This is a genomic window from Streptomyces sp. NBC_01224 (genome assembly GCF_036002945.1).
Lineage (GTDB): Bacteria > Actinomycetota > Actinomycetes > Streptomycetales > Streptomycetaceae > Streptomyces.
The window spans coordinates 1,887,509-1,911,048 of the sequence record NZ_CP108529.1; the positions used below are offsets into that span (position 1 = coordinate 1,887,509).

Sequence of the window (23,540 nt, forward strand, 5' to 3'; positions counted from 1 at the left end):
CCACCGCACGGGCCTTACGAAAACGGGTCATCCGGAAAAAGTGGCCATGAAAAAGGTCCGCCGGGCGGCCCCACCCCCCACGGGAAGGACGCCCGGCGGACCGGTCAGGACGTGATCAGCGCACGGCGTACGCGTTGTTCACGGTCTGGATGACGGAGTTGCCGTTGGCGTCCGTCAGTTCGGTCTTCAGGGTGACCGGCTTGCCGGCCGCGCCCGCGTGGTTCACGGTCGCGGTCCAGTGGCCGCCCTGCTGTGCGGTGGTGGCCCGGGTCCAGGTCTCGCCACCGTCGTACGAGTAGGAGACCTCGGCGGCGACCAGCTTTCCGGGCGTGTAGCCCGCGTGGCCGGTGACGCTCAGACCGATCGTCTGACCGTCCTTCGCCGCAAGGGTCTTGAGCCCGTCGGTCTCCAGGTCGTAGCCCGGGAAGAGCAGCGGAATCCCCTGCGAGTACACGTTCTCGTCCCGCTTCGAGCGGAACTTCCAGGTGGTCTCGGTCTGGGTGGACCGCTTCCACACGGCCGCGGGCTGGCCGAACTTGGTGGTGGTCATGGTGAGTTCGTACGCGGCGTCCCCGGCCGGGACGGTAAACACCCCGGACGGCCAGCCGGACTCGCCGAGCACCTCGCCACCGCTGGTCAGCCGCATGTTGCCGATGTCTCCGAAGGAGCCCTGGAGACCGGCGTGCTCGGTGTCGCTCCAGAAGCCCGGGGCGACGCCGATCAGGTTGTCCTGCCGTTCGGCGGCGAGCTGGACCTTGCCCGCGGCGTCACGCGGAGCGGCCGGGGCCGGGATGCCCCGGTACCAGCTCTCCGTACGCTTCGAGCCCGCCGTGTAGGTACGGGGCTGGTCGACCATGTACTCGCCCCAGGGGAAGCTGGAGGAGAGGTAGCGCTCCCAGCCGGTGTCGCCCGCCGAGTAGTACTCGGTGCGCTCGCCGGGGACGGCGACGGTGTCGAATCCACCGGAGTAACTCCCGCCGTACGGGCGGTTGATGATCATCGTGTCGACGTAGTCGGCCGCGACGCCCATCGCCTCGTACGTGGCGGTGGTCTTGCCGAGCTTGCTGTCACGGACCTTGTATGTACGGTCCGAGGTGACGGGGCCGGTCTCGGGGAACGCGAGGTTGTAGACGTACGGGCTGGCGGCGGTGGCCTTCCAGCTCAGCTTCACGGGGCCGTCGGCCAGGGCGGCCTTCAGGGCGTCCGCCTCGCTCGACTCGATACCGAGAGAGGGCAGCGGCGCCGAACCGTATCCGACGGACGGCTTCCAGGGGCCCGCGGACGGACGGTACGCGATGACCGCCTTTGCGCCCGCGGACTTGGCGTTCCGCGCCTGAGTGGCCATCGCCCCGTCATCGGCGATCTTGACGAGGGCTATCTTGCCCAAGACACCGGCGGCCTTCAGCTCGTCGGGGGTACCGGTGCCCGCGTCGACGAGTGCGGCCTCCCCGGTACCGTCGAGGTTGACGGATCCGGTGCTCGCCACCGTCGGGTGCAGTGCGGCGCCGCCGACGACCGACAGCTTCTCGATCTGCGGGGCGTACGCGCGCCAGAGGCTGGCGAACTCGAAGTCGCCGTCACTCGCCTTGCCCTGCACGTCGGCCAGGTAGTTCATGCCGGTGCCGGTGCCGGTGATGGAACCGGAGTGCAGCCAGGCGTCGTCCCAGCTGCGGCCGAAGGAGAGTGTCGTGGAGCGGCTCTCGGACGCGCGGTCCTCCGTCTTCACCTGAATCCGGTGGGCCTTGCGGGCGTCCAGTACCAGGGTGGTGTCCTTGGCGACGTTCAACTGCGGCCTGGCGAGGTAGCCGACGGACTCGACCGCCTTGCCGGTGGCGTCCTTCGTGTCGGGCGTGGTGATGAAGCTGGAGACGAAGTACGCACCGGGGCGGACCTGGTAGACCTGGTCGGTGGCGCCGTCGTTGAAGCGTCGCTCACCGCTGGCGGTGTCGGTGCCGATGAGGTCCACCGAGGAGGGGCCCGTGGCGGGCTTGCCGGTGCGGTCGACGAGCTTGACGCGCAGGGTGACGGTCTCCGGTCCGACGTACATCGAGAACGGGGTGGAGACCTTGGCGCCGTCGGGCCCGGTGGCGAGCACGCGTCCGGTGACATCGCCGTACTGGGCGGCCTTCAGCTTCGCGGTCGGGTCGATGTGCAGCGGGACCTTGACGGTGGCTCCGGCCGGAACGGTGACGGTGCTCGCGTCGAGCTTCGCGACCGAGGAGCGGACGTCCGACCCGTCGTTGCCGGTGACGCCCTGGACCTTCAGCGACAGCTTCACCGGCTTGGTGCCGGAGTTGGTGTACGGGACGTCGACCGTGGTGCGGTCGCTCTTGTCCTGAGGCCAGTTGAAGGTGCCGCCCTGGACGGCGGGGGCGCCGACGACGGTGGTGTCGATGGCTGCCTTCACATCGAGGCGGCCGCCTCCGGTCTCGCGTACGTCGCCGGGGATGTCGCTCTTCGCGGACGACACGAGGGCCGCCTTGATCTGCTGAGCTGTCCACTCCGGGTGACGCTGCTTCACGATGGCTGCGGCGCCCGCGACATGCGGGGTGGCCATCGACGTACCGGACATCGTCCGGTAGGCGTAGATGCCGCGGCCGCCGGCTGAGGCGGCCGAGATGGCGACGCCGGGAGCGGCGATCTCGGGCTTGAGGGTGTGCGATCCGATCACGGGTCCGCGGCTGGAGAACTGGGCCGTGGAGTCGTCGCGGTCGACGGCACCGACAGTCAGCACGCTCGGGGCGCAGCCCGGCGAGGAGACGGTGTTCAGCGTCGGTCCCGAGTTTCCGGCCGCGATCACGAACAGGGTGTTCTTGCTCTGGGCGAGTTCCTCGGCGGCGACGCTCATCGGGTCGGTGCAGTCGGTCGGCGTCGGGCTGCCGAGGCTCATGGAGACGACGTCGGCCTTCTGGTCGACGGCCCACTGCATACCGGCGATGATCCAGGACTCGGCGCCGGAGCCGCTGTCGTTGAGGACCTTGCCCGCGAGCAGGTCGGCGCCGGGGGCGACGCCCTTCTTCTTGCCGTCGCTGGCCGCGCCGGAGCCGCCCACGGTGGAGATGGTGTGGGTGCCGTGGCCCTGCCGGTCGTCGGTGGTGTCGGAGTCGGTGAAGTTCTCCGAGGCGGCGATCCGGCCCTTGAGGTCGGGGTGTTCGGCGTCGACACCGGTGTCGAGCACGGCGACCTTGGTGCCCTTGCCGTCGTATCCGGCGGCCCAGGCGAGGTCGGCGCCGATCTGCTTGGTCGACTTGTCGAGGGTGGCCTGAACCTTGCGGTCGAGCCAGAGCTTCTTCAGACCGGAGGCCGAGCGGGAACGGGTGTTGGTGACGTCCGACCAGAAGTCGGCGGCCTTCTCCTTGTCCGCCTTGAGCGCAACGCCGTCGATCGCGTCGAGCGCGAGTCCGCGCTTGGCGCCGCGCGGGGTGGCGGGTGCGGAGCGGGCCGTGTCCTTGCCGTAGACGGCGATCAGCGGCAGCGACTTGGTGCTCGCGTCGTCGTAGCCCTGACGGATGAGTCCGGTGACGTTGAAGAGTTCTTCGTCGACCGTGCCCGCAGCCAGCGCGTCGGTGGCGGTGTCGGGGTAGACGTAGAGGTCCTTGCCGGACTGCCTGGTCTGCACGAGGGGGACGGTGCCGTCCTCGCGCGGCAGCGCGGTGACCGATGCGGCCCCCGAACTGTCCCTGCTCACCAGGACCTTGTCGCCGGTGACCAGGGTGACGGTGACCGGCTTGCCCTCCTTGGCGTCGGCGGCGGCGCTGCCGGTCAGTGGTCTCTTCGCGGTCGTCTCGTCCTGCGGCGCTGCCGCGGACGGTGCGATCGCGGTGACGGCCAGGACGGCGGCGGTGGCCGCTCCCAGTGCCGTACGCGATATCGGACGCATCGCTCTCCCCAAGTGAAACCGGAATATCTCTGAACAAACCGCGGCATTCCGGAGGTTGTTGGTACTGCGGTGGCGCCACATTGGCAGAGCGACGGGCGATAAAGGGATGATGTACACGGCGGGTTTACGCCGTGGCCGCTTTCCGCCACGACCGGGCGCCTGAAGACAGCGACATCGTGCGGAATCAATGCGTCCGGGAGGGGTCCGGGGATGCTGGGAGCCATAGGTCTCGACGAGATACAGGAGTCGGCGTACCGCGCGCTCGTGGCGGTGGGAGCCGCAGAGGTCTCCGATCTCGCGCACCGGCTGGCACTTCCCGAGTCGGACACCGAACGGGCGTTGCGCCGGCTGGAACAGCATGGGTTGGCCGCCCAGTCGTCGGCCCGTACGGGCCGTTGGGTGGCCGCGCCGCCGGCGGTGGCGCTGGGTGCGCTGCTGACCCAGCAGCGCCATGAGCTGGAGCAGGCGGAACTGGCGGCGGCGCTGCTCGCCGAGGAGTACCGGGCGGAGGCCACCGATTCGGCCGTGCACGATCTGGTCGAGGTGGTCACGGGCGCGAGCGCGGTGGCGCACCGTTTCCACCAGTTGCAGCTGGGTGCGACGAGTGAGGTGTGCGCCCTGGTCACAGGGAAGCCGATCGCGGTGAGCGGAATGGAGAACGAGGCCGAGGAGCAGGCCGCCACGCGCGGGGTGTCGTTCCGGGTGGTCATCGAGCGCGAGGTGCTGTCGCTGCCGTCCGGGATCCTGGAACTGTCGGCCGCGCTGAGCCGTGACGAGCGGTGCCGGGTCGTCGACCGGGTGCCCACCAAGCTGGTCGTCGCCGACGGCGCCCTGGCGATGGTGCCGCTGACCGGACGGGGCGCCGAGCCGGCTGCGCTGGTGGTGCATGCCTCCGGGCTGCTGGAGTCACTGATGGGGCTCTTCGAGGCGGTGTGGCGCGACGCCATGCCGCTCAGGCTCGGCGAGAGCGGCCGGCTGGAGGAGGAATCCACCGGGCCCGATGCGACGGACCTGGAGATTCTTTCGCTGCTGCTGGCCGGGCTGACGGATGCGAGCGTGGCGAAGCAGCTGGAGCTGGGGCTGCGGACCGTGCAAAGACGGGTGAAGGGCCTGATGGAGCTGACCGGGGTGTCGACCCGGCTTCAGCTGGGCTGGCACGCGTACGAGCGGGGCTGGGTGTCCCGGACGCCGCGGACCTGAACGAGGCCCCCGCCGGATACCCCGGCCCGGTGTCCCCGCCACTTCGTTGCGGCCCCGAGCTGCACCGGCACCCCGCCCCGAGCCGCGCTGACGGGCGGCACCGGCCGGACTCCGGCAGGCTGGTCAGATGGGAGTGTGGCAGCTCGTCGCCGTCGGCCTGGTGATGCTTCTCGGCCTGGTCGGCGTGCTGGTTCCGGGGGCGCCGGGGCAGGCGATCGTCTGGGCCGCCGTGCTGTGGTGGGCGTTGACCGACACGACTCCGGCCGCCTGGGGGGTACTCATGGGCGCCACCGCACTGCTTCTGCTGAACCAGGCGCTGAAGCCGTTGCTGCCGCCGCGCCGCCCCCGTGAGTCCGGTGCACCGCGCAAGACTCTGATGCTGGGCGGGGCCGGCGCGATCGTGGGCTTCTTCGTGGTGCCGGTGGTGGGCGGGATCGTCGGTTATGTGGGGGCGGTCTACGGGGCGGAGCGGCTGCGGCTCGGCAGCCACGGGGCGGGGTGGGCATCGGTCCGCTCGGTGATGCGGGCGACGGGCTATTCCGTGCTCGTCGAGCTCTACGCATGCCTGCTGGTGACGGGGGCCTGGCTGAGCGCGGTGATCTGGGCCTGACCTCCGCACCCCTCCCCCGACCATCTGGATGGATGCTGTCCAGATAGAGGGAAACACATCCGATCTCTCTCGCTCTGTTGACGCATGGATGCCCCGTGCCTACCTTCCTTGAAGGAATAGCTCGGATGAATTGATGTGCCTGCGTACGAGTCGCCAGGAGACGCCTTGCCCACAGCACCGGACCCCTCCCGCCCGTCCCGGAACGAAGCCCCGTCCCCCTCCCGAAGAAGCGTTCTCGCCACCGGCACCGCGATCGGCGGCGCACTCGTGGTGGGCGGTGCGTCCGTCCCCGCCCAGGCAGCCGCCCCTGCCGCCCCTGGACCCGCCGCCCCGGCCCCTGTCACCGTGCACTCCCCCGACGACAGCTGGCGCACGGTCCTGGACGACGCCGACCTGCTCTGGCAGAAGCTGCCGAAGACCTGGTACGAGGGGCCGTATCTGGGCAACGGCCGCCTCGGCTCCGGCATCTACGCCGAGCCCGGCGCCACCACCACGGCCGTCCGGTTCAACGTCCAGCACTCCGAGGTCCAGGACCACCGCCCCGAGTTCGGCTCCCTCTTCGGCCTCGCCCGCCTCCCGATCGGCCACTTCACCCTGGAACCGGCCGGCACCATCACGGGCATCGAGTGGTGGATGCGGCTGCGCACCGCCGAACTCGAAGGCACCGTCACCACGACCGCGGGCACCCTGAAGCTCCGCGCCTTCGTCCACTCCTCCAGCGATCTGCTCGCCGTGGAGGTCACCCCGAGCGCGGGCGAGCAGGATTTCCGCTGGGTCTTTCACCCGGCCGACGCGATCAGCCCGCGTGCCGCTTTCAAGCCCCTCCCGGACGGCTACACCGGCAACCCGCCCGCAGTGACCGAAGAGCACGGCGAGATCACCGCCGCCGTCCAGCCGCTGCTCGCGGGCGGTCAGCACGTCACCGCCTGGCAGGAGCGCAGCAGGGGCACGAACCGCACCCTGTACGTCACCGTCACGCACTCCCACCCGGGGACGACAGCCCGTACCCGTGCGCTGCGTGCCGTCAAGACCGCTTCCGCGCTGCCGTACGGTCTGCTCGCCGCACCTCATCGCACCTGGTGGGACCGGTTCTACCGGAAGAGCTTCCTGTCCCTGCCCGACGCCCGGCTGCAGCGTTTCTACTGGATCCAGCTGTACAAGACGGCTTCGGCGGCCCGCAGGGACGCTCCCGTGATGGCCACCTCCGGCCCCTGGCTGGAGCCCACCCCGTGGCCGAACACCTGGTGGAACCTCAACGTCCAGCTGGAGTACTGGCTGATCCACGGCTCCAACCACCTGGAACTGGACGCCGTCACCCGCGCCCTGAGCGAATTCCGGGACCAGCTCTCCCGCGAGGTCGCGGCCCCCTACCGGGCGGACTCGGCCGGCATGCCCCGCACCACCGACCCCCAGCTGGTCAACGGAGCGTCGGTCCCCGACGGCGGCTTCGGCGTCGGCATCCCCGGCCAGGACCCGCCCACCCCCGAGGTCGGCAATCTGACCTGGGCGCTGCACAACGTATGGCTCTCCTACCGCCACACCATGGATGAGTCGATCCTGCGCGACACGCTCTTCCCGTTGCTGCGCAAGGCCGTCAACTACTACCTGCACTTCCTGACGCCCGGCGCGGACGGAAAGCTGCATCTCCCGGCGACGTTCTCCCCCGAGTACGGCGTGAACGCCCCCGACTGCAACTACGACCTGATGCTGCTGCGCTGGGGCTGCCGCACCCTGCTGGACTCGGCGGAGCAGCTCGGCATCCACGACCCGCTGACTGCCCGCTGGCAGGAGGTTCTGGCCAGGCTCGCGCCGTACCCGGTCGACGCCAACGGCTTCATGATCGGCGCCGGGGTGCCGTTCGCGAAGTCGCACCGCCACTACTCGCACATGCTCGCGGTCTACCCGCTGTACGAGCTGACGGGGGCGACGCCCGATGAGCGCGCCCTGATCGAGAAGTCCCTTGCCCACTGGGTGGGGTTCGAAGGCGCTCTGCAGGGCTACACCTTCACCGGCGCCGCGTCGATGTCCGCACTGCTCGGCAAGGGCGAGGACGCGCTGAAGTATCTCGGCCAGCTGATGAGCCGCTTCATCCAGGCGAACACCATGTACAAGGAGTCGGGCCCGGTCATCGAGACCCCGCTGTCGGCGGCCCAGTCGCTGCACGACATGGTGTGCCAGTCGTGGGGCGGCACGATCAGGGTCTTCCCGGCGCTGCCCGCCGCCTGGCGGGAGATGACCGTCCATGACTTCCGTACGCAGGGCGCGTTCCTGCTCAGTGCGGTACGTGAAGAGGGGCGGACCCGCTGGGTGCGGGTGACCAGCGAGGCGGGCGCACCCTGCGTCGTACGCCATGGCATAGAGGGTGCCATCGAGATTCGCGACCGGCACGGACGCCCGCTGAGTTACGAGGAGTTGGCCGATGGTGCGGTACGCATCCGCCTGCGCAAGGGCGACTCCGCGCTGATCACGGCAGAGGGCGACCGCCCGGTCCTGACCGTCCGCCCGGTCACGGCGAACGAGCCCGCGCCACGCTGGGGCCTGCCGGCCTGAGCCCCGGCCCGAAGTCCTGGGACCGGTGTCCGATACGTCGGACGGCGCAAGTGGCGGGTACGCGTGTGAGGCTGACTCCATGACCGGATTCAGCGAGGCCGAGCGCGCGTACCTCAGCACCCAACGGCTGGGGCGGCCGGCCACCGTCGAACCGAACAGCCGGCCACAGGCCAATCCCGTCGGCTTCTTCCCGCAGGACGACGGGACGGTCCTGGTCGGCGGCTACGCACTCGGGACGACGAAGAAACAGCGCAGCCTCCAGGCCAACCCGAAGGTGGCCCTGGCCGTGGACGACATCGTGAGCCTACGGCCGTGGGCGGTACGCGGCATCGACGTCCGCGGCGAGGCCGAACTCCTCAAGGGACCGCACGACCTCGGCGCCCAGTGCGGATCCACAGCTGCGGCCTCGACGAGGAGGCCTAGAGGCTCAGGTGCCGTACGGCGTACGAACGCCAGGGCCGCCACCGCTCCGCCTCGGGCCTCGCGTCCGGATCCACATCGGGGTCGCCGAGCGCACGCATCCTGATGAGCGCCGCGGCTGCCGGACCGATCCCCGGCAGCCGCAGCAGCGCCTGCTCGGCCTCGTCGCGGTCGGCCCCGGCGTCGAGCCGTACGTCCCCGTCGGCGAGCGCGGTCGCCAGAGCCCGCAGCGCCGGGCCGTCCACCGCACCGGCCAGCACTCCCGGCTCGGGAAAGACATGCGTGAGCCCGCCGCAGGGGACGTCGAGGACCTTCCCGTACATCTCGACGAGCCGCTCGGCCCCGGCCCCGCCCACCAGCGTCCGTACGGCGAACTCCTCCGGATCCGCGGCACCCGGCGAGCGCAGCCCCGGGCGGGCGGCGACACTCGTGGCGAGTCGCGGGTCGGTGCCGAGCCGCTCGTCGACGGCGTACGGATCGGCGTCCAGGTCGAAGAGACGCCGCAGCCGCTGCACGGCCGTCGTCAGATCCCGCAGGTCCGTGAGGTGGATCCGGGCGTCCAGCCAGGACCCGGCGGACTGCTCGTCGACGGCCACGATGCCCGTGCCGTACGGGAGCCGCAGGGTGCGCCGGTAGGTACGGGCACCGGGATCCCCGCTGACCTCCTCGATCCGGGCGACCGTCTCGCCCGCCAGGAGATCGAAGACCTCGCGGGCCGCGTACGGCCCCCGGTGGGCGAGCCGCAGCGGGATCCCGGTGGTGCGCGCCTCCCGTACCGCCGCTCCCAGCCCCGTCCCGGCCTCGGCGCGCAGCGCGCTCGGCGTACGGGCATAGATCTGCCGGATCGTGTCATTGAACTGCCGCACGCTGGCGAAGCCGGACGCGAAGGCGATCTCGGTCACGGGCAGCCCGGTCGTCTGGAGCAGCACCCGCGCGGTATGGGCCCGCTGGGCGCGGGCGAGCGCGACGGGTCCGGCACCCAGCTCCGCGTTGAGCTGCCGCTGCACCTGCCGTGAGCTGTAGCCGAGCCGGTGGGCGAGACCGGGCACGCCCTCCCGGTCGACCACGCCGTCGCCGATCATCCGCATGGCTCGGCCGACGACATCGGCCCGGACGTTCCAGTCGGCGGAGCCGGGCACGGCGTCCGGGCGGCAGCGTCGGCACGCCCGGAAGCCGTTGCCCTGGGCGGCGGCCGCGGTCGGGTAGAAGCGGACGTTCTTCCGCTTGGGGGTGACGGCGGGGCAGCTCGGCCGGCAGTAGATGCCGGTCGTTGCGACGGCGAAGAAGAACTCCCCGTCGAAACGGGCGTCACGGCTGCTCACCGCCTCGTACCTGGTCTGTTCGTCCATCACACCGTCCAGTGTGCGGCACCTCCGGGTACTGCACTGGCGGTATTCGGACGTCGAGCAGGGTTGCGGCCTACCGCAGCCGGCCCCGCTTCGCGTCCATGGCCGCCCGGCCCTCGGCCCCTCTGCGCTTCCATTCACGCAGCATTTCGGACCGCACCCGGGCATCGGTCTTGGCGACGATGCGCTGGTTCTCGCGCAGCAGCTTGCGGAAGCTGTCGAGGCGCCGCTCCGAGAGCGAACCGTCCTCGATCGCGGCGAGTACCGCGCAGCCGGGCTCCGACTCATGGGCGCAGTCGTGGAACCGGCACTGCTCGGCCAGCTCCTCGATCTCGGAGAAGACCTGGCCGACGCCGGTCTCCGCGTCCCAGAGCCCCACCCCGCGCAGTCCGGGGGTGTCGATCAGTACGCCCCCGGAGGGCAGGACCAGCAGATTGCGGGTCGTGGTGGTGTGCCGGCCCTTGCCGTCGACATCGCGGGCGGCCTGCACCTCCATCACATCGCGGCCGAGGAGGGTGTTGGCGAGGGTCGACTTGCCCGCGCCGGACGCCCCGAGCAGCACGCTCGTCCCGCCCGCGACGATGGCGCCGAAGACATCGAGCCCTTCCCCGGTGGCGGAGCTGACGGGCAGCACCTGTACACCGGGCGCGATGGCCTCGATGTCCTGGACGAGGTACGACAGCGTGGCGGTGTCCGGCACCAGATCGGCCTTGGTGAGCACCACGATCGGCTGGGCGGCGCCGTCCGCGGCGGACGCCCCGTCGCGCAGCAGCGCGTCGCCACTGGAGCTGGACATGGCGAGCGCGAGGAAGCGCTCCACCCGCCCCAGGTCGAGCTCCACGGCGAGCGAGACACAGATCGCGATGTGGTCGACGTTGGTGGCCAGCACCTGCCCCTCGGAGCGCTGCGACGAAGTCGAGCGGACGAAGGCCGTACGCCGCGGCAGCAGCGTCCGTACGAACTGCGGATCGCCGTCGGGGTCGACGGCGACCCAGTCGCCCGTGCAGATGATCCGCATCGGATCACGCGGGACGACGAAGGCGGTGTCGGCCCGGAGCGTGCCGTGCGGTGTGACGACATCGCACTGCCCGCGGTCCACCCGCACCACGCGTCCGGGCAGCAGACCCTGTCCGGCGTACGGAGCGAACTCGGCGGCCCAGTTGTCGTCCCAGCCGTACGGGGACAGCGGATGCGACGCGGACAAGCCCTGAAGAGAAGAGACGAAGGACTGAGAAGACGGGAAAGACAAGGGAAACCCTTCAAAGGGTGGCCCCGGCAACGCGCACACAGGCGCGAAGAGTTACGGAAAGGTCAGCCGGCGACCACGGGGGTGGGAACGATGCTCTTCTGGTTGTGGGCAACGCCCACCGCGGCGACAGTCATCAATGTCCTCACCTCCTGGTTCGAGCACGGGGCCGACACCGGCGGTTCTTGTCCGCCGTCCGGAACGCTGCACACGATAGCCCGCGACCGTCGGGGGCCGTCAACACATTTGATCCACGGGATCCGGCAGCCCCGCCCCGGGGCACTTCGCTATCGCATTCATCGGAGATATCCGTTGATCTCCCTCGATCAGGTGATACATATGCACAACGACCGGTCCCGGGCCGTTATGGTGCCGAGCATGACCTCCCCCCGGACCGCCACCGGCACGTTCACACGCGCCCAGTTGGGCACGATCACGCTGATCGGGTGGAGCGGCGAACACCCCGATGGCGGCCACGACGTCGCCTTCCTTCTCGTCTACTCACTGGGTGACGGGACGGACGGCCCGGCCGCCGGGGAGGCCGCCATGCGCGTGGCCCTGGACCGCAGTGGACTGCCGGTCGGCGCCGGTCCCGTCCACGCCGCCGAGACCCCGGGCCTACCGGTGACGCTGCTCGTCCAGGCCGGTCAGGCGGTCCTGACGCTTCCTCATTTCACCGCTCAGTACCCCGCACCGCCCGAGTGGCTGGCCGCGGCCCACGAGCGGGGCGAGGTACACGCGATGTTCGCCACCCGTCCGTGGCCCCAGGGCACGCCGGGCCGGCCGGTCAGCGAGGAGTTGCTGCGGTCGTTCGCAGGCGACGAAGAGGTCATCATGACCTCCGCCCACTGCGTCCTTCCGGCACGCAGCCTGGGCTGAGCCGCCCCGTACGCCAGATGCCCACCGCCCCCCGTGGAACGGTGGGCGTCAACGTGTGCGAAGCCCTGGGGCTGTGCCCCGGATACTGCTCGGTGGTGTCGTATGCCGGAGTGCGGGCGATAGCCGGGCGGAGCCCCGAATCGCCCGCACTTCAGGAGTCTCAGCTGTTGCCGACCCCGTTGCCCGAGAGCACCGGGATGTCGTCCACGAGGTGCGACAGTGCCTCGTCGCCCTCGGCCTGGGTGGAGTTTTCGGCGCACTGCTGGTTCTGCGGCGAGGCCAGGACGTCGACGTCCTGAGCCGCGACCGGCACCAGCACACCGACGAGTGAACCGGCGTTGGCCTTGGCCGACAGGCCGACGCAGGCCTTGTTCAGCGTGCCCTGGACGAGCTGGAACTGCGGGCTGCCGTCGCCCTGGGTCACGCTGTTGCCGAACTCGCCCACGGTTTCGTTGCCGTTGACCGACGTGGCTCCCTGGTCATCACCGCTCGCCATGGCCGCGGGGGCAGCGGCGGCAGACAGACCGACCAAGGACACGGCCACTGCCGCGCCGGCCGTCATCTTCTTCATCACGCTTTACCTTTCGGAGCGTCCCGCTGTGGAACGTATTGATCAACCTGCTACGGAGGCGTCGATTCCGCATTACCACTCAAATGGGTTTGATCCGGCGTGATTTCGACGCCGCGCCCTCACCCGTCGACGTCCTCTTCGGAGATACGGGCCGCAGGAACGCGACTTCCCGCACAAGGTCGATGGGGTTGCGCGGACGGCGCCGGCTCCGGGCCGCCGCGGGCCGCCTGCCATTCGGCGAGCAGCCGGTCGTAGATGGGTGTGACGTCCTGCGCGTGCCGCTGCCGGCCGCTGGGGCGTTGGCTGTCGTACTGGTCCATGAACAGCCCCTACCCGGTGTGAGTGGTGACGCCTGCCGTCACTACGGCAACCGGCCCAGTACGCCCGTCCCTTCGAGGGTTCGGCGGCGCCCCGGACGCACGACATGGGGCCGGCGCATCCGGGCCGCCGAAGAACGGCTGCCACGTGGATGTGCCGACCCCACGGGTGTTTCACACACTGCGGACAGGCGTACTCGAAGCCGCCCGTGCCTCCACGAATTCGAGGAATCAGCGACGAGCGACCGGAGCCTCACGGTTCTAGCTGTTGCCGGTACCGTTGCCGGACAGGACCGGAATGTCGTCCACGAGGTGCGACAGCGCCTCGTCACCCTTGGCCTGGGTGGAGTTCTCCGTGCACTGCTGGTTCTGCGGCGAGGCCAGGGCGTCGACGTCCTGGACCGCGACCGGCACGGCGCCGAGGGCCGAACCGACGCCGGCCTTGGCCGGCAGGGCGATGCAAGGCTTGTTGAGTGAGCCCTGGATGAGCGCGAACTGCGGGCTCCAGTCACCGTGGGTGGCGGAGTTGCCGTACGACTGGACAGCATCGTTGCCGTTGAACGACGTCGTGCCACCGTCGTTGCCCACGGCCATGGCCTGCGGAGCGATCGCGGCGGAGACGCCGACGATCGAAGCAGCGACGGCTGCCGAGGCCATAATCTTCTTGATCACCAAATAGCCCTTCTGGGGTTTTCTGTTGCCCGCCTGTCCGGAGCGCTCTGGCCGACTCGGGGCAGCGGGGGTGGTTGTGCCGCTTCACTCGAACGATGCTTCTGCTGTCCGGTTGTTCGCCGAATGCACAGCACCGGAGGTATGCGAAATGCTGCCGAGGAGCGGGCACTGCCGTGGCGTGACGGATCAGCCGCCGAGCGGCAGGCCGCCCATCAGCGGGGTCGCACCCTTGGCCGCACCGGTGGCCTGGCCGGCCAGCTTGGTGACGGTGCCGTTCTTCTGCGCCGAATCGGCGGCGCCGTCGGCCGTGTCGACGATCGGGTCGACAGCCTGCGGGGCGCCGTCCACAACCTGGTTGACACCGCCGTTGAGGCTGAAGTCGGGGGCCGTGGCGGTGGTAACGGCGAAGGCGGGAGCAGCCGTTCCGAGAGCAACCACGGAACCGGCAACGAACGCAGCGGTCTTCGCGTACTTCACTTTCAGGTTCCCTTCTGCAGCGGCATCTGTTTCGGTCGCGTATCCGCGCCGCACAAGCCTTCTTCAGCTGTGCCTTCTGCCGCTTTCGCCCTGGGTGGCGATGCGGTCCCGACACGGCGACTGGACGGGGCCGCCTCTTCTCCGGGACCACTCGATCGACACCGGGAAATGGGGGGAGGCCCCGGCACGCATCGGATGCGTGCCGGGGCCTCCCGGTCATGAGCGTTCGGCCGGGCCGACCGGAGATCAGGTGTTGGAGCAGGCGTTGCCGGAGGCGGGGTTGAGCAGCCCGATCACGCTCACGGTGTTGCCGCAGAGGTTGACCGGAACGTGGACCGGAGCCTGGACAACGTTGCCGGACACCACGCCCGGGGAGTTGGCGGTGCTGCCGTCGGCGCCTGCGTCGGCAAAGGCGGGCGCGGCAGCACCCATCGCCATCAGAGTTCCGGCGGCAATGGCGGCAACCTTGGTGTACTTCACTTTTTTCCCTTTCGTTTGACGGAGTCCGGAGCGGCCACGTCTTTCGTGCCGCACGAGCGCGGTCCTGATCACTCGTAACTCCGCCGCTGCAATTGGTAACGATGTAAGACCGTAGGCGAAACTCTTTGAGGAGAAGATCTCCGAAAAACCGCCCGAATGACGCAGTATCGTTCACTCAAAGTCACGGGCGCGATCATCGGACAATCCGATGCGCCGGTACCAAGAAAGGCGGCCAACGAACCCGAGCCGCACGGAGGAGGAATTCCGACGCCCCGGGCCTTTCATTGCGACTGAATCAGCTGTTGCCGGCACCGTTGCCGGACAGCACCGGAATTCCACTCAGGATGTGCGACAGCGGATCGTCGCCCTCGGCCTGGGTGGAGTTCTCCGTGCACTGCTGGTTCTGCGGCGAGGAAAGCGCGTTGACGTCCTGGGCCGCGACCGGGACCAGGCCGACGAACGAGCCGACGTCGGCCCTGGCCGGCAGGCCGATGCACGGCTTGTTCAAGCTGCCCTGAGCCAGGCCGAACTGCGGGCTGCCGTCACCACGGGTCTCGGAGCTGCCGAACGACTGCGAGGCTCCGTTGCCGTTGACCGAGGTCGTACCGTTGTCGTCGCCGATCGCCATGGCCTGCGTCGCACCAAGGCCCAGGATGGAGGCGGCAACGGCACCCGTGGCCAGAGCCCTCTTGATCACGATCAACCCTTCTCGTACTGAATGCCCCGTACCGGAGCCTCCTGCCCAACTCATGACCAGGCGTTTGGTTCTCTCCATTCACCCGATTGCCGAGGTGCGTGGACAGCAGTACGAGGCAACGCCGCGGGGGGCACCTGCGCACGACGAGCAGCGTCAGCATGAACGCGCATAATTAACCCGTTCGAGCGGTCACAAAATTCCCACGAACTTTCAAGTTTCCTCAACAATTCCTCCTCGTTATGACTTCTATACGGGCATGCAGCTTGGGCGTTCACCGAGCAGGAATAGGACTTATCACATGAAGAACGCTTCTTCGTGGTCTCTCCGCCTTTCCGCAATCGCCGCTTGCCGACTCACGTGGGAAGACCCCCGGGGTGGCGTCCCCGGCGCAAGCCGCATCGCCTGATGAATGAACCGCGAGCCTTCCGCTCGCACGGAATGTCCTAAGGAAGGGCAACCAATGCGAAAAGCCTTGAGTAAGAGCGTGCTGGTCATGGCGGCGGCGTCAGGCATTCTGACCGCGGCAGGCGGGTACGCGTTCGCGGACGCGTCGGCCGATGGCGCCGCCACCGGTTCGCCGGGCGTCGGCTCGGGCAACGCCGTGCAGGTGCCGGTGCACGTTCCCGTCAACGTGTGCGGCAACACGGTCAATGTGATCGGTCTGCTGAATCCCGCGTTCGGCAATGAGTGCGAGAACAAGGGCGGCGCTGGGAACGGCAACGGCGGTGGGGGTGCGAGCGCCGAGGGCACCGCGACCGACTCTCCCGGTGTGTTGTCCGGAAACCTCATCCAGGCCCCGGTGGACGTCCCGGTCAACGTCTGCGGCAACAGCGTCGACATCGTCGGTGCCCTGAACCCGGCGTCCGGCAACAAGTGCTCAAACGTGAGCGGGCCGGACGTCGAGCCGCCGGTGGTCGAACCGCCCGTCGTCGAACCGCCCGTCGTCGAACCCCCTGTCGTCGAGCCCCCCGTCGTCGAACCTCCGGTGGTCGAACCCCCCGTGGTCACACCCCCGGTGGTCACACCCCCGGTGGTCACGCCTCCGGTGGTCACACCCCCGGTGGTCACGCCTCCGGTGGTCGAGCCCCCCGTAGTCGCACCGCCGGTGGACACGTCCGTCGTCGGTGAGCCCCCGACCAGCAGTGTGCCGGTGGCCACCGAGACGCCGGTGAGCACCGGCGGCCAGCTGGCCCACACCGGTGCCGCTGATCTCGGCGTGGCTGCGGGCACGAGCGCCGCGCTGATGCTCGGTGGGGCGGTGCTGATGCGCCGGGTCCGCCGCTCGCAGAGCTGATCCACGAATCAGTCAGCCGGGAGACGAACAGGTCCGGTCGGACAGCCGATGCTGTCCGACCGGACCTGCTGTGCGTACGGAACTCGATCGGTGGGCCCCGCCGACGGTCAAACGCGGTCAGTCGGTGCCGAGCGGGTGGAGCGCGGGCCGGTGTGCCCCGGCTCAGGCCCGGGAGAGCCCCGCGCGATCCAGGCAGGCCGCGATCGTGGCAGTCTCGGCCGCGTCCAGACGACGCATCGGCAGGCTCATCGCATTGGTGGCGATGATCCCGCGCACCATGAGGGCCGTCTTGAACGCGCCGAGGCCCGCTGCGGTGGCGGACACCGTGCCGGGACGGGCCGCACGAACGATGTCGAAGAGCGCGACGAGACGCTCCTGTTCGGAACTGGCGGTGGCCCAGTCGCCACGTACCGCGGCCTCGTGGAGACGTACGTACCCGTGCGGGTCCACATTGCCGAGCCCGGGGACGGAGCCGTCCGCACCGACGAGCATCATCGCGTCGACGACCAGTTCGTGCCCGGTGAGAACAGAGAACTCCGGCAGTTCACGGGCCCCGATGGCCAGGCGTCGGAACGAACCGTCGTCGCCGCTGGAGTCCTTCACCCCCGCCAGCACACCGTCCGCGGCAAGCGGCAGCAGCAGTTCCGGGTCGAGCTTGCTGTGCACGCAGACCGGCACGTCGTACGCGAGGACCGGCAGGTCGAGGGCGGCTGAGACATCGCGGAAGTGACGGTCGATCTCGGTCTCGTGCGTGCGCGTGTAGAACGGCGCGGTGACGACAACGGCGTCGGCGCCGAGGCCCGCGGCTGCGCGGGCCCGCTCGATCGCCCGGTTGGTGGTGGTCTCGATCGCACCGACGAGGACCGGGACCTGTCCGGCGGCCGCGGCCGTGATGACCTTGATGACCTCGTCCTGCTGCCCGGGCGTCAGATAGGCCGCCTCGCCCGAGCTGCCGAGTGCGAACAGACCGCTGACACCGCCGTCGAGCAGATGCCCCACGACCCGCTCCAGGGAAGGCCGGTCGATGTCACCGTCCGCGGTGAGCGGGGTGACGACGGGCGGGATCACTCCGCGGTAGCGGGGGTTTCGGGCGGTCATGCGGTGCTCCTCGCGGACGATACGGGTGCCGGGTCCCCGGCGGGGGACGCGGGGCTCTGGGGGTGGACGCAGTGCCAGCGGTGCTCGCCCGGGCCGAAGGCCTCCGTCGGAAAGACCGTGGCGCAGACCTCGTCCGCCTTCCAGCAGCGGGTGCGGAACGGGCAGCCGGAGGGTGGGTTGGTCGCCGAGGGCACCGGTCCGGTGAGCACGATGCGTTCAGTGGTCTCCAGCAGGCTGGGGGTCGCGGAGAGCAATGCCTCGGTGTAGGGGTGCACGGGGGCGCCCGCCACATCGGCCGCACGCCCTTCCTCGACGATCCGGCCCAGGTAGAGCACGGCGAGACGGTCGGCGAGGTAGCGCACGGTCTGGATGTCGTGCGAGATGAACACCATGCCGAGACCCAGACGTTCGCGCAGGTCGACCAGGAGGTTGAGGACCTGGGCCCGGACGGAGACGTCGAGGGCGGAGGTCGGTTCGTCGGCAACGATCAGTTCCGGTTCCAGGGCCAGGGCGCGGGCGATGGCGACGCGCTGGCGCTGGCCGCCGGAGAGCTGTCCGGGCAGTGCGGCGAGGGTGTGGCCGGGCAGGCCGACCAGGTCGAGGAGTTCCTCGACGCGTGCCTCGCGCTCTTCCCGGGTGCCCCGCCTGTGCACATCGAGGGGGTCGCGGAGGATGTGGCGGACGGTGAGCCGGGGGTTGAGAGCGGTGGAGGGGTCCTGGAATACGACGCCGACAGCGGAGCCGAAGTCGTCGCGGCGCTGCGCGGCCGACATCTCCCAAAGGTCGCGGCCGTGGAAGCGGACCTCGCCCTCGGTGGGCTTCTGCAGGCCGGTCAGCACCCGGGCGAGGGTGGACTTGCCGCAGCCGGATTCGCCGACCAGACCGACGATCTCGCCTCGCTCGATCTCCAGGGTGGCGTCGGTGAGGGCGTGCACGGCGTCCCGGCGGAACACTCCACCGCTGCGTGCCTTGTGGCGTACGTGGACGCCGTCGAGCCTGATCACAGGGCGCTCCCTTCCAGCTGTGCGGCCTTCGCCGGGTGGTGGCAGGCGAAGCCGTGGTCGTTCGTGGTGCCGCGCGCGGTGAGTTCGGGTGCGGTGGTGCGGCACAGCTCGGTGGCGGCCGTGCAGCGCGAGGCGAACCGGCAGCCGGTGCCGAAGCCCTGTGGCGCGGGGACGATGCCGCGGATCTGGTGCAGCCGGTCGGCGCCGGCCTCCAGGGAGACGACCGAGCCGAGCAGGCCGCGGCTGTAGTGGTGGATGGGGTCGGTGAGTACGGAGCGGGTGTCGCCGATCTCGGCGAGGCGGCCCGCGTACATCACGGCGACGCGGTGCGCGAGGTCGCCGACGAGCGCGAGGTCGTGCGAGACGAGGACCATCGCGAAGCCGAGTTCGTCGCGAAGCCTGACGAGGAGTTCGACGACCTGGGCCTGGACGGTGACGTCGAGGGCGGTGGTCGGTTCGTCGGCGATGAGCAGGCGGGGGTCGCGGGACAGTGCCATGGCGATCAGGACGCGCTGGCGCTGGCCCCCGGAGAGCTCGTGGGGGTAGCTGCGCAGGGTGCGTTCGGGTGCGAGGCCGACGAGTTCGAGGAGTTCGGCGGGGGTCTTCGTACCGCCGCGCGAGGTGAGCTGGTTCAGCTGCGTGCCGACCAGTACGGACGGGTTGAGGGAAGAGAGCGCGTCCTGGTAGACCATCGCGATCTCCGGCCCCATCAGGGCGCGACGTTCCTTCGGCGGGAGCTTCAGCAGGTCCCGGCCGCGGTACAGGATCTCGCCGCTGACCTCGGCGTTGCGGGCGAGCAGGCCCATGACGGCGAGGCTGGTGATGGACTTGCCGCAGCCGGACTCGCCGACCAGGCCGAGGGTTTCGCCTTCGTGGACGGTGAAGTTCAGCGAGTCGACGACCGGGATCTGTCCGTAGCGGTCGGGGAAGCGGATCGCCAGGTCCCGTACGGCGAGCAGTTCGGCGGCGTCCTCCCGTACCGGAGTGATGGACGGCTCGGTGGCGTTGATGCGGTCGGCGAGTTTCGTGAGGGCGGCGTCGATGTCGGCGGTGGAGGCTGCCTCGACCGGGTCGGGTGCGGTGGCCGTGGTGGGGTCGGCGCAGGCCTTGGCGCTCTTGGGCGCGGCCGAGGCGTCGGTGAGTCCCTCGGACAGGATGTTGAGCGCGAGGACGGTGGTCAGCAGCGCGAGGCCGGGGAAGAACGTGGCCCACCAGCCGCCTGCGAGGAGGATCTGCCGGCCGTAGGCGAGGACGCTGCCCCAGCTGGGGTCGGGGTCCTGCACTCCGGCGCCGATGAAGGAGAGGCTGGCCTCGAAGATGATCGCCTCGGCGACCATGACGGTGGCGAACACCATGACCGGGGCCATGCAGTTGACGGCGACGTGGCGGAGCACGATGTAGCCGCGACGGGCACCGATGACCTTCTCGGCGGCGACGTAGTCCTCGCCGTACTGGGACAGCACATTGGCGCGGACCACGCGGGCCAGCGACGGGGTGTAGACGAACGCGATGGTGAAGATGATCACCGGGATACTGGTGCCGAAGACAGCGACGAGCACGGCGGCGAGCGCGATCGGCGGGAACGACATCACGACGTCGAGGGTTCGCATCACGGACTCGTCGCCGAGTTTGCGCGAGGTGGCGGCGAGCGAGCCGAGCAGCGCACCGGCGACCAGTGCCACGGCGGTTGCGCCGAGGCCGATGATCAGCGAGTAGCGCGAGCCGTGCACGACCCGGGCGAAGACGTCGCGGCCGGCCCGGTCGGTGCCGAACCAGTGGGCGCCGCCGGGGGCCTGGACCGGGGTGCCGGTGGTCAGCGGGTCCTGGGTGAACAGCGGGGCGAGGACGGCGCCGAGTACGACGACGATCAGTATGCCGAGGGCGATGCGGGAGGTGACCGGGAGGGCGCGGAACGCGATGCCCGGTCGGGACAGTTTGTTGGCCAGACGGCCGGTGGAGAACATGTCACACCGTCCTGATGCGCGGGTTGACCAGCAGGTAGAGCAGGTCGACGATGACGTTGACCACCAGGAACGCGATGGCGATGGTCAGTACGGTGCCCTGGACCAGGGCGACATCGCCGCCGGTGACACCTTCGAGGATGAGCTTGCCCATGCCGGGCAGGTCGAAGATCGCTTCGATGACGACCGCGCCGCTGAGCATGTAGCCGACCTTGATGCCGAGCACGGTCAGCGGTGTGACGAGCGCGTTGCGCAGCACCGAGCGGATCACCAGCAGCGGCGGGAGGCCGTTGCCACGGGCCGTGCGCACGTAGTCGCGGTCGAATTCGGCGACCATCGAGGTCCGTACGAGACGGGCGAGGGAGGCGGAGACCGGCAGCGCGAGCGAGACCGCGGGCAGCGCCATGGTGGTGAGCCAGCCGCTGAAGGAGTCGGCCGGGTTGGTGTAGCCGCCGGTCGGGAAGATCCGTGTGTTCAGCGCGAACTGCTGGATGAGCAGCACGCCGAGCCAGAAGGACGGGATGGCGACACCGGCCATGGAGACCAGCCGGAACAGCTGGTCGGGCCAGCGGTCCCGGTACATCGCGCCGACCACACCGAACAGGACTGCCAGGACGACCGCGATGACCAGTCCGAGGAGGGTCAGCTGGAGGGTGAGCGGGAACGCTGCCGTGATCCGGTCGAGTACGGGCTGGCTCGGCGGGACGGTCACTCCGAGGTCGAAGTGGAGCAACTGTCCGAGAAAGCGGAAGTACCTTACCGGGAGCGGGTCGTCGAGGCCGTTGGCCTCGGCGAAGGCCGCACGGGCCTCGGGGGTGGCGCTCTCCCCGAGCGCGTTGAAGGCCGGGTCGACCGGCGAGAACTGCAGCACCACGAAGACGAGCAGCGCGATACCGAGGATCATCACCGGCATCATCGCGACGCGGCGCAGCGCGAGCCGGAGAAAAGCAACCATCGTCGGGTTCCTTGCGGTTGGGCGGGCTGGTGGTCCGGGACACCTGGGGCGGGTGTCCCGGACCGGGCTGTCGGGCGCGCCGGGCCCCGTCACCGGACCGCCACCCGCAGTACGGAGGTTCGCCGACAGGTCTCGGGTACGCCGGTGCGGTTCGGTCAGGCGCGGCTGACGTCCAGGAACGACAGGCCCGTGGTGGGCAGCGGCTTGAAGCCCGGGAGGGCCTTTTCGTTCCAGGCCGTGGGCAGCTTGCGGTGGAGAATCGGGTAGAGCGCGGCCTCGTCGGCGACCAGGTCGGTGACCTCGCCCCACAGCTCCTTGCGCTTCGCCTCGTCGGCAGCCTGGGCCGCCTTGTCCAGGGTCTGCTTGACCTTCTTGTACGCGGCGGACCTGCCCCAGCCGTAGCGGCTCTCGGGCCAGAAGCCGTAGTAGAACCAGCGCAGCAGGAGATCGGCGTCGTTGCCGAAGACGGACGGGTCGCCGGGGGCGACCAGCACGTCGAAGGTGCCCTTGTCGATCTTGGCGTACTGGGCCGGGGACTGGGCGATGTCGAGAGTGACCTTGACGCCTGCCGCCTCCCAACTCTCCTTCAGCAACGGCGCGATGTCCTTGACCCAGCCGGTGTCCGTGGTGAGGACGGTGAACGAGAGGCTCTTGGCACCCGCGTCGGCAAGCAGCTGCTTCGCCCTGCCGACGTCGTGCGTGTAGACCGTGGCGGCCTTGTGGTAGTCGGGGTGGGTGGCGGGGACGTACCCGGTGGCGGGTGCGGCGTTGCCGACCATGGCGGTGGAGATGATCTTCTCGGTGTCCAGGGCGTAGTGCAGCGCCTGGCGCACGCGCTTGTCGGCGAACCGCTCGTCGGCAGTGTTGAACATCAGGAAGAGCAGGCCGAAGGACTGCACGGACTCGGTCTTCGAGGAGCCCGCGAGGCGCTTGACGTCGATGTAGGGGACGTCCTCGATGGCCTGGACCCGGCCGGACTCCATGGCGCTGACGCGCGCCGACTGGTCGGACATCAGGCGCCAGATCATCTTCTTGGCCTTGGCCGGGTGCGCGCCGTTGTACTTGTCGTACGCCTCGAAGACGATCTTGTCCTCGCGGGTCGCCTCGACGAACTTGTACGGTCCGGAGCCGACCGGCTTGGCGTCGAAGGCCTTGGGGTCCGGCTCGACGATCTTCTTCGGGACGATCCGGGCCACGGCGATACGGGACGGAAAGAGCGCGAAGGGGTACTTGAGTTTGAATTCGACGGTGCCGGCGTCGACGGCCTTCACCGTGTCGATGAAGGGCACGAACTGTGCCATGAGCGAGGCGTTCTTCGGGTCCAGGATGCGTTCGAAGCTGAACACCACGTCGTCGGCGGTGACGGGCGACCCGTCGTGGAATGTGGCGCCCTTGCGGAGCGAGACCCGGTACGTGGTGGCGTTGATCTTCTTCGGCATCTCGGTGGCCAGCGCGGGGCGGCCCACGAGCGTTGCCGGATCGAGGTCCACGAGGCCCTCGAAGATATGCATGTTGGCGGCGTACGGGGTCGCGCCCGAGGTGATCATCGGGTCGAAGCCGGTCGACAGGGGGTACGAGAGACCGGCCTCGATGAGGCCGTTGCCGCTCCCCTTGCCCGCCGTGCCGTCGGCGGTCGAGGACGGGCCGCCGCAGGCGGAAAGGCTCGCCGTGATGGCGGCTGCCGCACCGACAGCACTGGTGTAACGCAGGAAGGTGCGGCGCTCGACACCGGCTGGTCTCAGCTCGGGCACGGGTCCTCCAGGGACGTCGAAGGTGGAACGTTGAGGCGGGGAAACGAGTGGCGGAACGCAGGATCACGAGGACCAAGGGACCGGAAGCATCAGACGTCAGATGTCTGATGCCTTGATAGCGTGGGAACGTAG

The 23,540-nt window shown here is 69.6% G+C and carries 19 protein-coding genes and 1 pseudogene; 6 read left to right on the forward strand and 14 right to left on the reverse strand.

The genetic code is table 11. The features are described from left to right. Positions 1-115 precede the first annotated feature (115 nt). Complete coding sequence (locus OG609_RS07840; protein ID WP_327272132.1) at positions 116-3,880, reverse strand: S8 family peptidase; 3,765 nt, start codon at positions 3,878-3,880, stop codon at positions 116-118. Between the two features lie 210 nt (positions 3,881-4,090). On the opposite strand from OG609_RS07840, the gene OG609_RS07845 reads away from it, so the two are divergent. The 4 genes and pseudogenes from OG609_RS07845 (at position 4,091) to OG609_RS07860 (ending at position 8,663) form a co-directional block, all read left to right on the forward strand. Next, positions 4,091-5,080: a helix-turn-helix domain-containing protein gene (locus OG609_RS07845; protein ID WP_327272133.1), complete on the forward strand. Its 990-nt coding sequence runs from the start codon at positions 4,091-4,093 to the stop codon at positions 5,078-5,080. Positions 5,081-5,207: 127 nt separating this feature from the next. Then, positions 5,208-5,690: a DUF456 domain-containing protein gene (locus OG609_RS07850; RefSeq protein ID WP_327272134.1), complete on the forward strand. Its 483-nt coding sequence runs from the start codon at positions 5,208-5,210 to the stop codon at positions 5,688-5,690. Positions 5,691-5,855: 165 nt separating this feature from the next. Next, positions 5,856-8,240, forward strand: a complete 2,385-nt coding sequence (locus tag OG609_RS07855; RefSeq protein WP_327272135.1) for a glycosyl hydrolase family 95 catalytic domain-containing protein — start codon at positions 5,856-5,858, stop codon at positions 8,238-8,240. A gap of 79 nt (positions 8,241-8,319) precedes the next feature. Beyond that, positions 8,320-8,663: pseudogene (locus OG609_RS07860) on the forward strand (PPOX class F420-dependent oxidoreductase). On the opposite strand, the gene OG609_RS07865 reads toward OG609_RS07860, so the two are convergent. Continuing rightward, positions 8,660-10,009 carry a DNA-3-methyladenine glycosylase 2 family protein gene (locus tag OG609_RS07865; RefSeq protein ID WP_327277971.1) on the reverse strand — a complete coding sequence of 450 codons (1,350 nt, stop codon included), beginning with the start codon at positions 10,007-10,009 and terminating at the stop codon, positions 8,660-8,662. The pseudogene OG609_RS07860 and the gene OG609_RS07865 sit on opposite strands and share 4 nt — an antisense overlap. A 70-nt stretch (positions 10,010-10,079) precedes the next feature. Further along, the gene (gene rsgA, locus OG609_RS07870; RefSeq protein WP_327272136.1) at positions 10,080-11,255 is read right to left on the reverse strand and encodes a ribosome small subunit-dependent GTPase A; all 1,176 of its coding nucleotides are present in this window, start codon (positions 11,253-11,255) and stop codon (positions 10,080-10,082) included. 375 nt (positions 11,256-11,630) lie between these two features. On the opposite strand from rsgA, the gene OG609_RS07875 reads away from it, so the two are divergent. Next, on the forward strand, positions 11,631-12,131 hold the full coding sequence (locus OG609_RS07875) for a DUF5949 family protein (protein ID WP_327272137.1): 501 nt from the start codon (positions 11,631-11,633) through the stop codon (positions 12,129-12,131). Between the two features lie 160 nt (positions 12,132-12,291). Here OG609_RS07875 and OG609_RS07880 read toward each other — a convergent pair whose 3' ends face one another. The 6 genes from OG609_RS07880 to OG609_RS07905 all read right to left on the reverse strand — a co-directional run bounded on the left by OG609_RS07880 (position 12,292) and on the right by OG609_RS07905 (position 15,345). Further along, positions 12,292-12,702 carry a rodlin gene (locus OG609_RS07880; protein ID WP_327272138.1) on the reverse strand — a complete coding sequence of 137 codons (411 nt, stop codon included), beginning with the start codon at positions 12,700-12,702 and terminating at the stop codon, positions 12,292-12,294. A 119-nt stretch (positions 12,703-12,821) separates the two neighbouring features. Continuing rightward, the gene (locus OG609_RS07885; RefSeq protein WP_114247398.1) at positions 12,822-13,022 is read right to left on the reverse strand and encodes a hypothetical protein; all 201 of its coding nucleotides are present in this window, start codon (positions 13,020-13,022) and stop codon (positions 12,822-12,824) included. 258 nt (positions 13,023-13,280) lie between these two features. Next, entirely contained in the window at positions 13,281-13,691 is a 411-nt protein-coding gene (locus tag OG609_RS07890) for a rodlin (protein ID WP_327272139.1), read from the reverse strand. Between the two features lie 186 nt (positions 13,692-13,877). Then, the gene (locus OG609_RS07895) at positions 13,878-14,168 is read right to left on the reverse strand and encodes a hypothetical protein (RefSeq protein WP_327272140.1); all 291 of its coding nucleotides are present in this window, start codon (positions 14,166-14,168) and stop codon (positions 13,878-13,880) included. Between the two features lie 246 nt (positions 14,169-14,414). Further along, the gene (locus OG609_RS07900; RefSeq protein WP_327272141.1) at positions 14,415-14,648 is read right to left on the reverse strand and encodes a chaplin; all 234 of its coding nucleotides are present in this window, start codon (positions 14,646-14,648) and stop codon (positions 14,415-14,417) included. Positions 14,649-14,943: 295 nt separating this feature from the next. After that, positions 14,944-15,345: a rodlin gene (locus OG609_RS07905; protein WP_327272142.1), complete on the reverse strand. Its 402-nt coding sequence runs from the start codon at positions 15,343-15,345 to the stop codon at positions 14,944-14,946. 460 nt (positions 15,346-15,805) lie between these two features. Here OG609_RS07905 and OG609_RS07910 point away from each other — a divergent pair, with 460 nt between their 5' ends. Then, the gene (locus OG609_RS07910; protein WP_327272143.1) at positions 15,806-16,639 is read left to right on the forward strand and encodes a chaplin; all 834 of its coding nucleotides are present in this window, start codon (positions 15,806-15,808) and stop codon (positions 16,637-16,639) included. A gap of 162 nt (positions 16,640-16,801) precedes the next feature. On the opposite strand, the gene OG609_RS07915 is transcribed toward OG609_RS07910, so the two are convergent. The 5 genes from OG609_RS07915 to OG609_RS07935 form a co-directional block, all read right to left on the reverse strand. Next, the gene (locus OG609_RS07915; protein WP_327272144.1) at positions 16,802-17,737 is read right to left on the reverse strand and encodes a dihydrodipicolinate synthase family protein; all 936 of its coding nucleotides are present in this window, start codon (positions 17,735-17,737) and stop codon (positions 16,802-16,804) included. Beyond that, a complete protein-coding gene (locus tag OG609_RS07920; protein ID WP_327272145.1) occupies positions 17,734-18,741 on the reverse strand; it encodes an ABC transporter ATP-binding protein in 1,008 nt (335 codons plus the stop codon). The genes OG609_RS07915 and OG609_RS07920 overlap by 4 nt, the downstream gene beginning before the upstream one ends. Beyond that, a complete protein-coding gene (locus OG609_RS07925) occupies positions 18,738-20,705 on the reverse strand; it encodes a dipeptide/oligopeptide/nickel ABC transporter permease/ATP-binding protein (RefSeq protein WP_327272146.1) in 1,968 nt (655 codons plus the stop codon). Before OG609_RS07925 ends, OG609_RS07920 begins: the two co-directional genes overlap by 4 nt. Position 20,706: 1 nt before the next feature. After that, on the reverse strand, positions 20,707-21,657 hold the full coding sequence (locus tag OG609_RS07930) for an ABC transporter permease (RefSeq protein WP_327272147.1): 951 nt from the start codon (positions 21,655-21,657) through the stop codon (positions 20,707-20,709). A 155-nt stretch (positions 21,658-21,812) separates the two neighbouring features. Continuing rightward, positions 21,813-23,408, reverse strand: coding sequence for an ABC transporter substrate-binding protein (locus tag OG609_RS07935; protein WP_327272148.1), 1,596 nt, complete (start codon positions 23,406-23,408; stop codon positions 21,813-21,815). Between the last annotated feature and the right edge of the window lie 132 nt (positions 23,409-23,540).

Excerpts from the sequence above, each read along its gene's own strand:
- OG609_RS07840 (WP_327272132.1), bottom strand. The coding sequence starts at position 3,880 with ATGCGTCCGATATCGCGTACGGCACTGGGAGCGGCCACCGCCGCCGTC.
- OG609_RS07845 (WP_327272133.1), top strand. The coding sequence starts at position 4,091 with ATGCTGGGAGCCATAGGTCTCGACGAGATACAGGAGTCGGCGTACCGC.
- OG609_RS07850 (WP_327272134.1), top strand. The coding sequence starts at position 5,208 with ATGGGAGTGTGGCAGCTCGTCGCCGTCGGCCTGGTGATGCTTCTCGGC.
- OG609_RS07865 (WP_327277971.1), bottom strand. The coding sequence starts at position 10,009 with ATGGACGAACAGACCAGGTACGAGGCGGTGAGCAGCCGTGACGCCCGT.
- OG609_RS07875 (WP_327272137.1), top strand. The coding sequence starts at position 11,631 with ATGACCTCCCCCCGGACCGCCACCGGCACGTTCACACGCGCCCAGTTG.
- OG609_RS07880 (WP_327272138.1), bottom strand. The coding sequence starts at position 12,702 with ATGAAGAAGATGACGGCCGGCGCGGCAGTGGCCGTGTCCTTGGTCGGT.
- OG609_RS07885 (WP_114247398.1), bottom strand. The coding sequence starts at position 13,022 with ATGGACCAGTACGACAGCCAACGCCCCAGCGGCCGGCAGCGGCACGCG.
- OG609_RS07910 (WP_327272143.1), top strand. The coding sequence starts at position 15,806 with ATGCGAAAAGCCTTGAGTAAGAGCGTGCTGGTCATGGCGGCGGCGTCA.
- OG609_RS07915 (WP_327272144.1), bottom strand. The coding sequence starts at position 17,737 with ATGACCGCCCGAAACCCCCGCTACCGCGGAGTGATCCCGCCCGTCGTC.
- OG609_RS07925 (WP_327272146.1), bottom strand. The coding sequence starts at position 20,705 with ATGTTCTCCACCGGCCGTCTGGCCAACAAACTGTCCCGACCGGGCATC.
- OG609_RS07930 (WP_327272147.1), bottom strand. The coding sequence starts at position 21,657 with ATGGTTGCTTTTCTCCGGCTCGCGCTGCGCCGCGTCGCGATGATGCCG.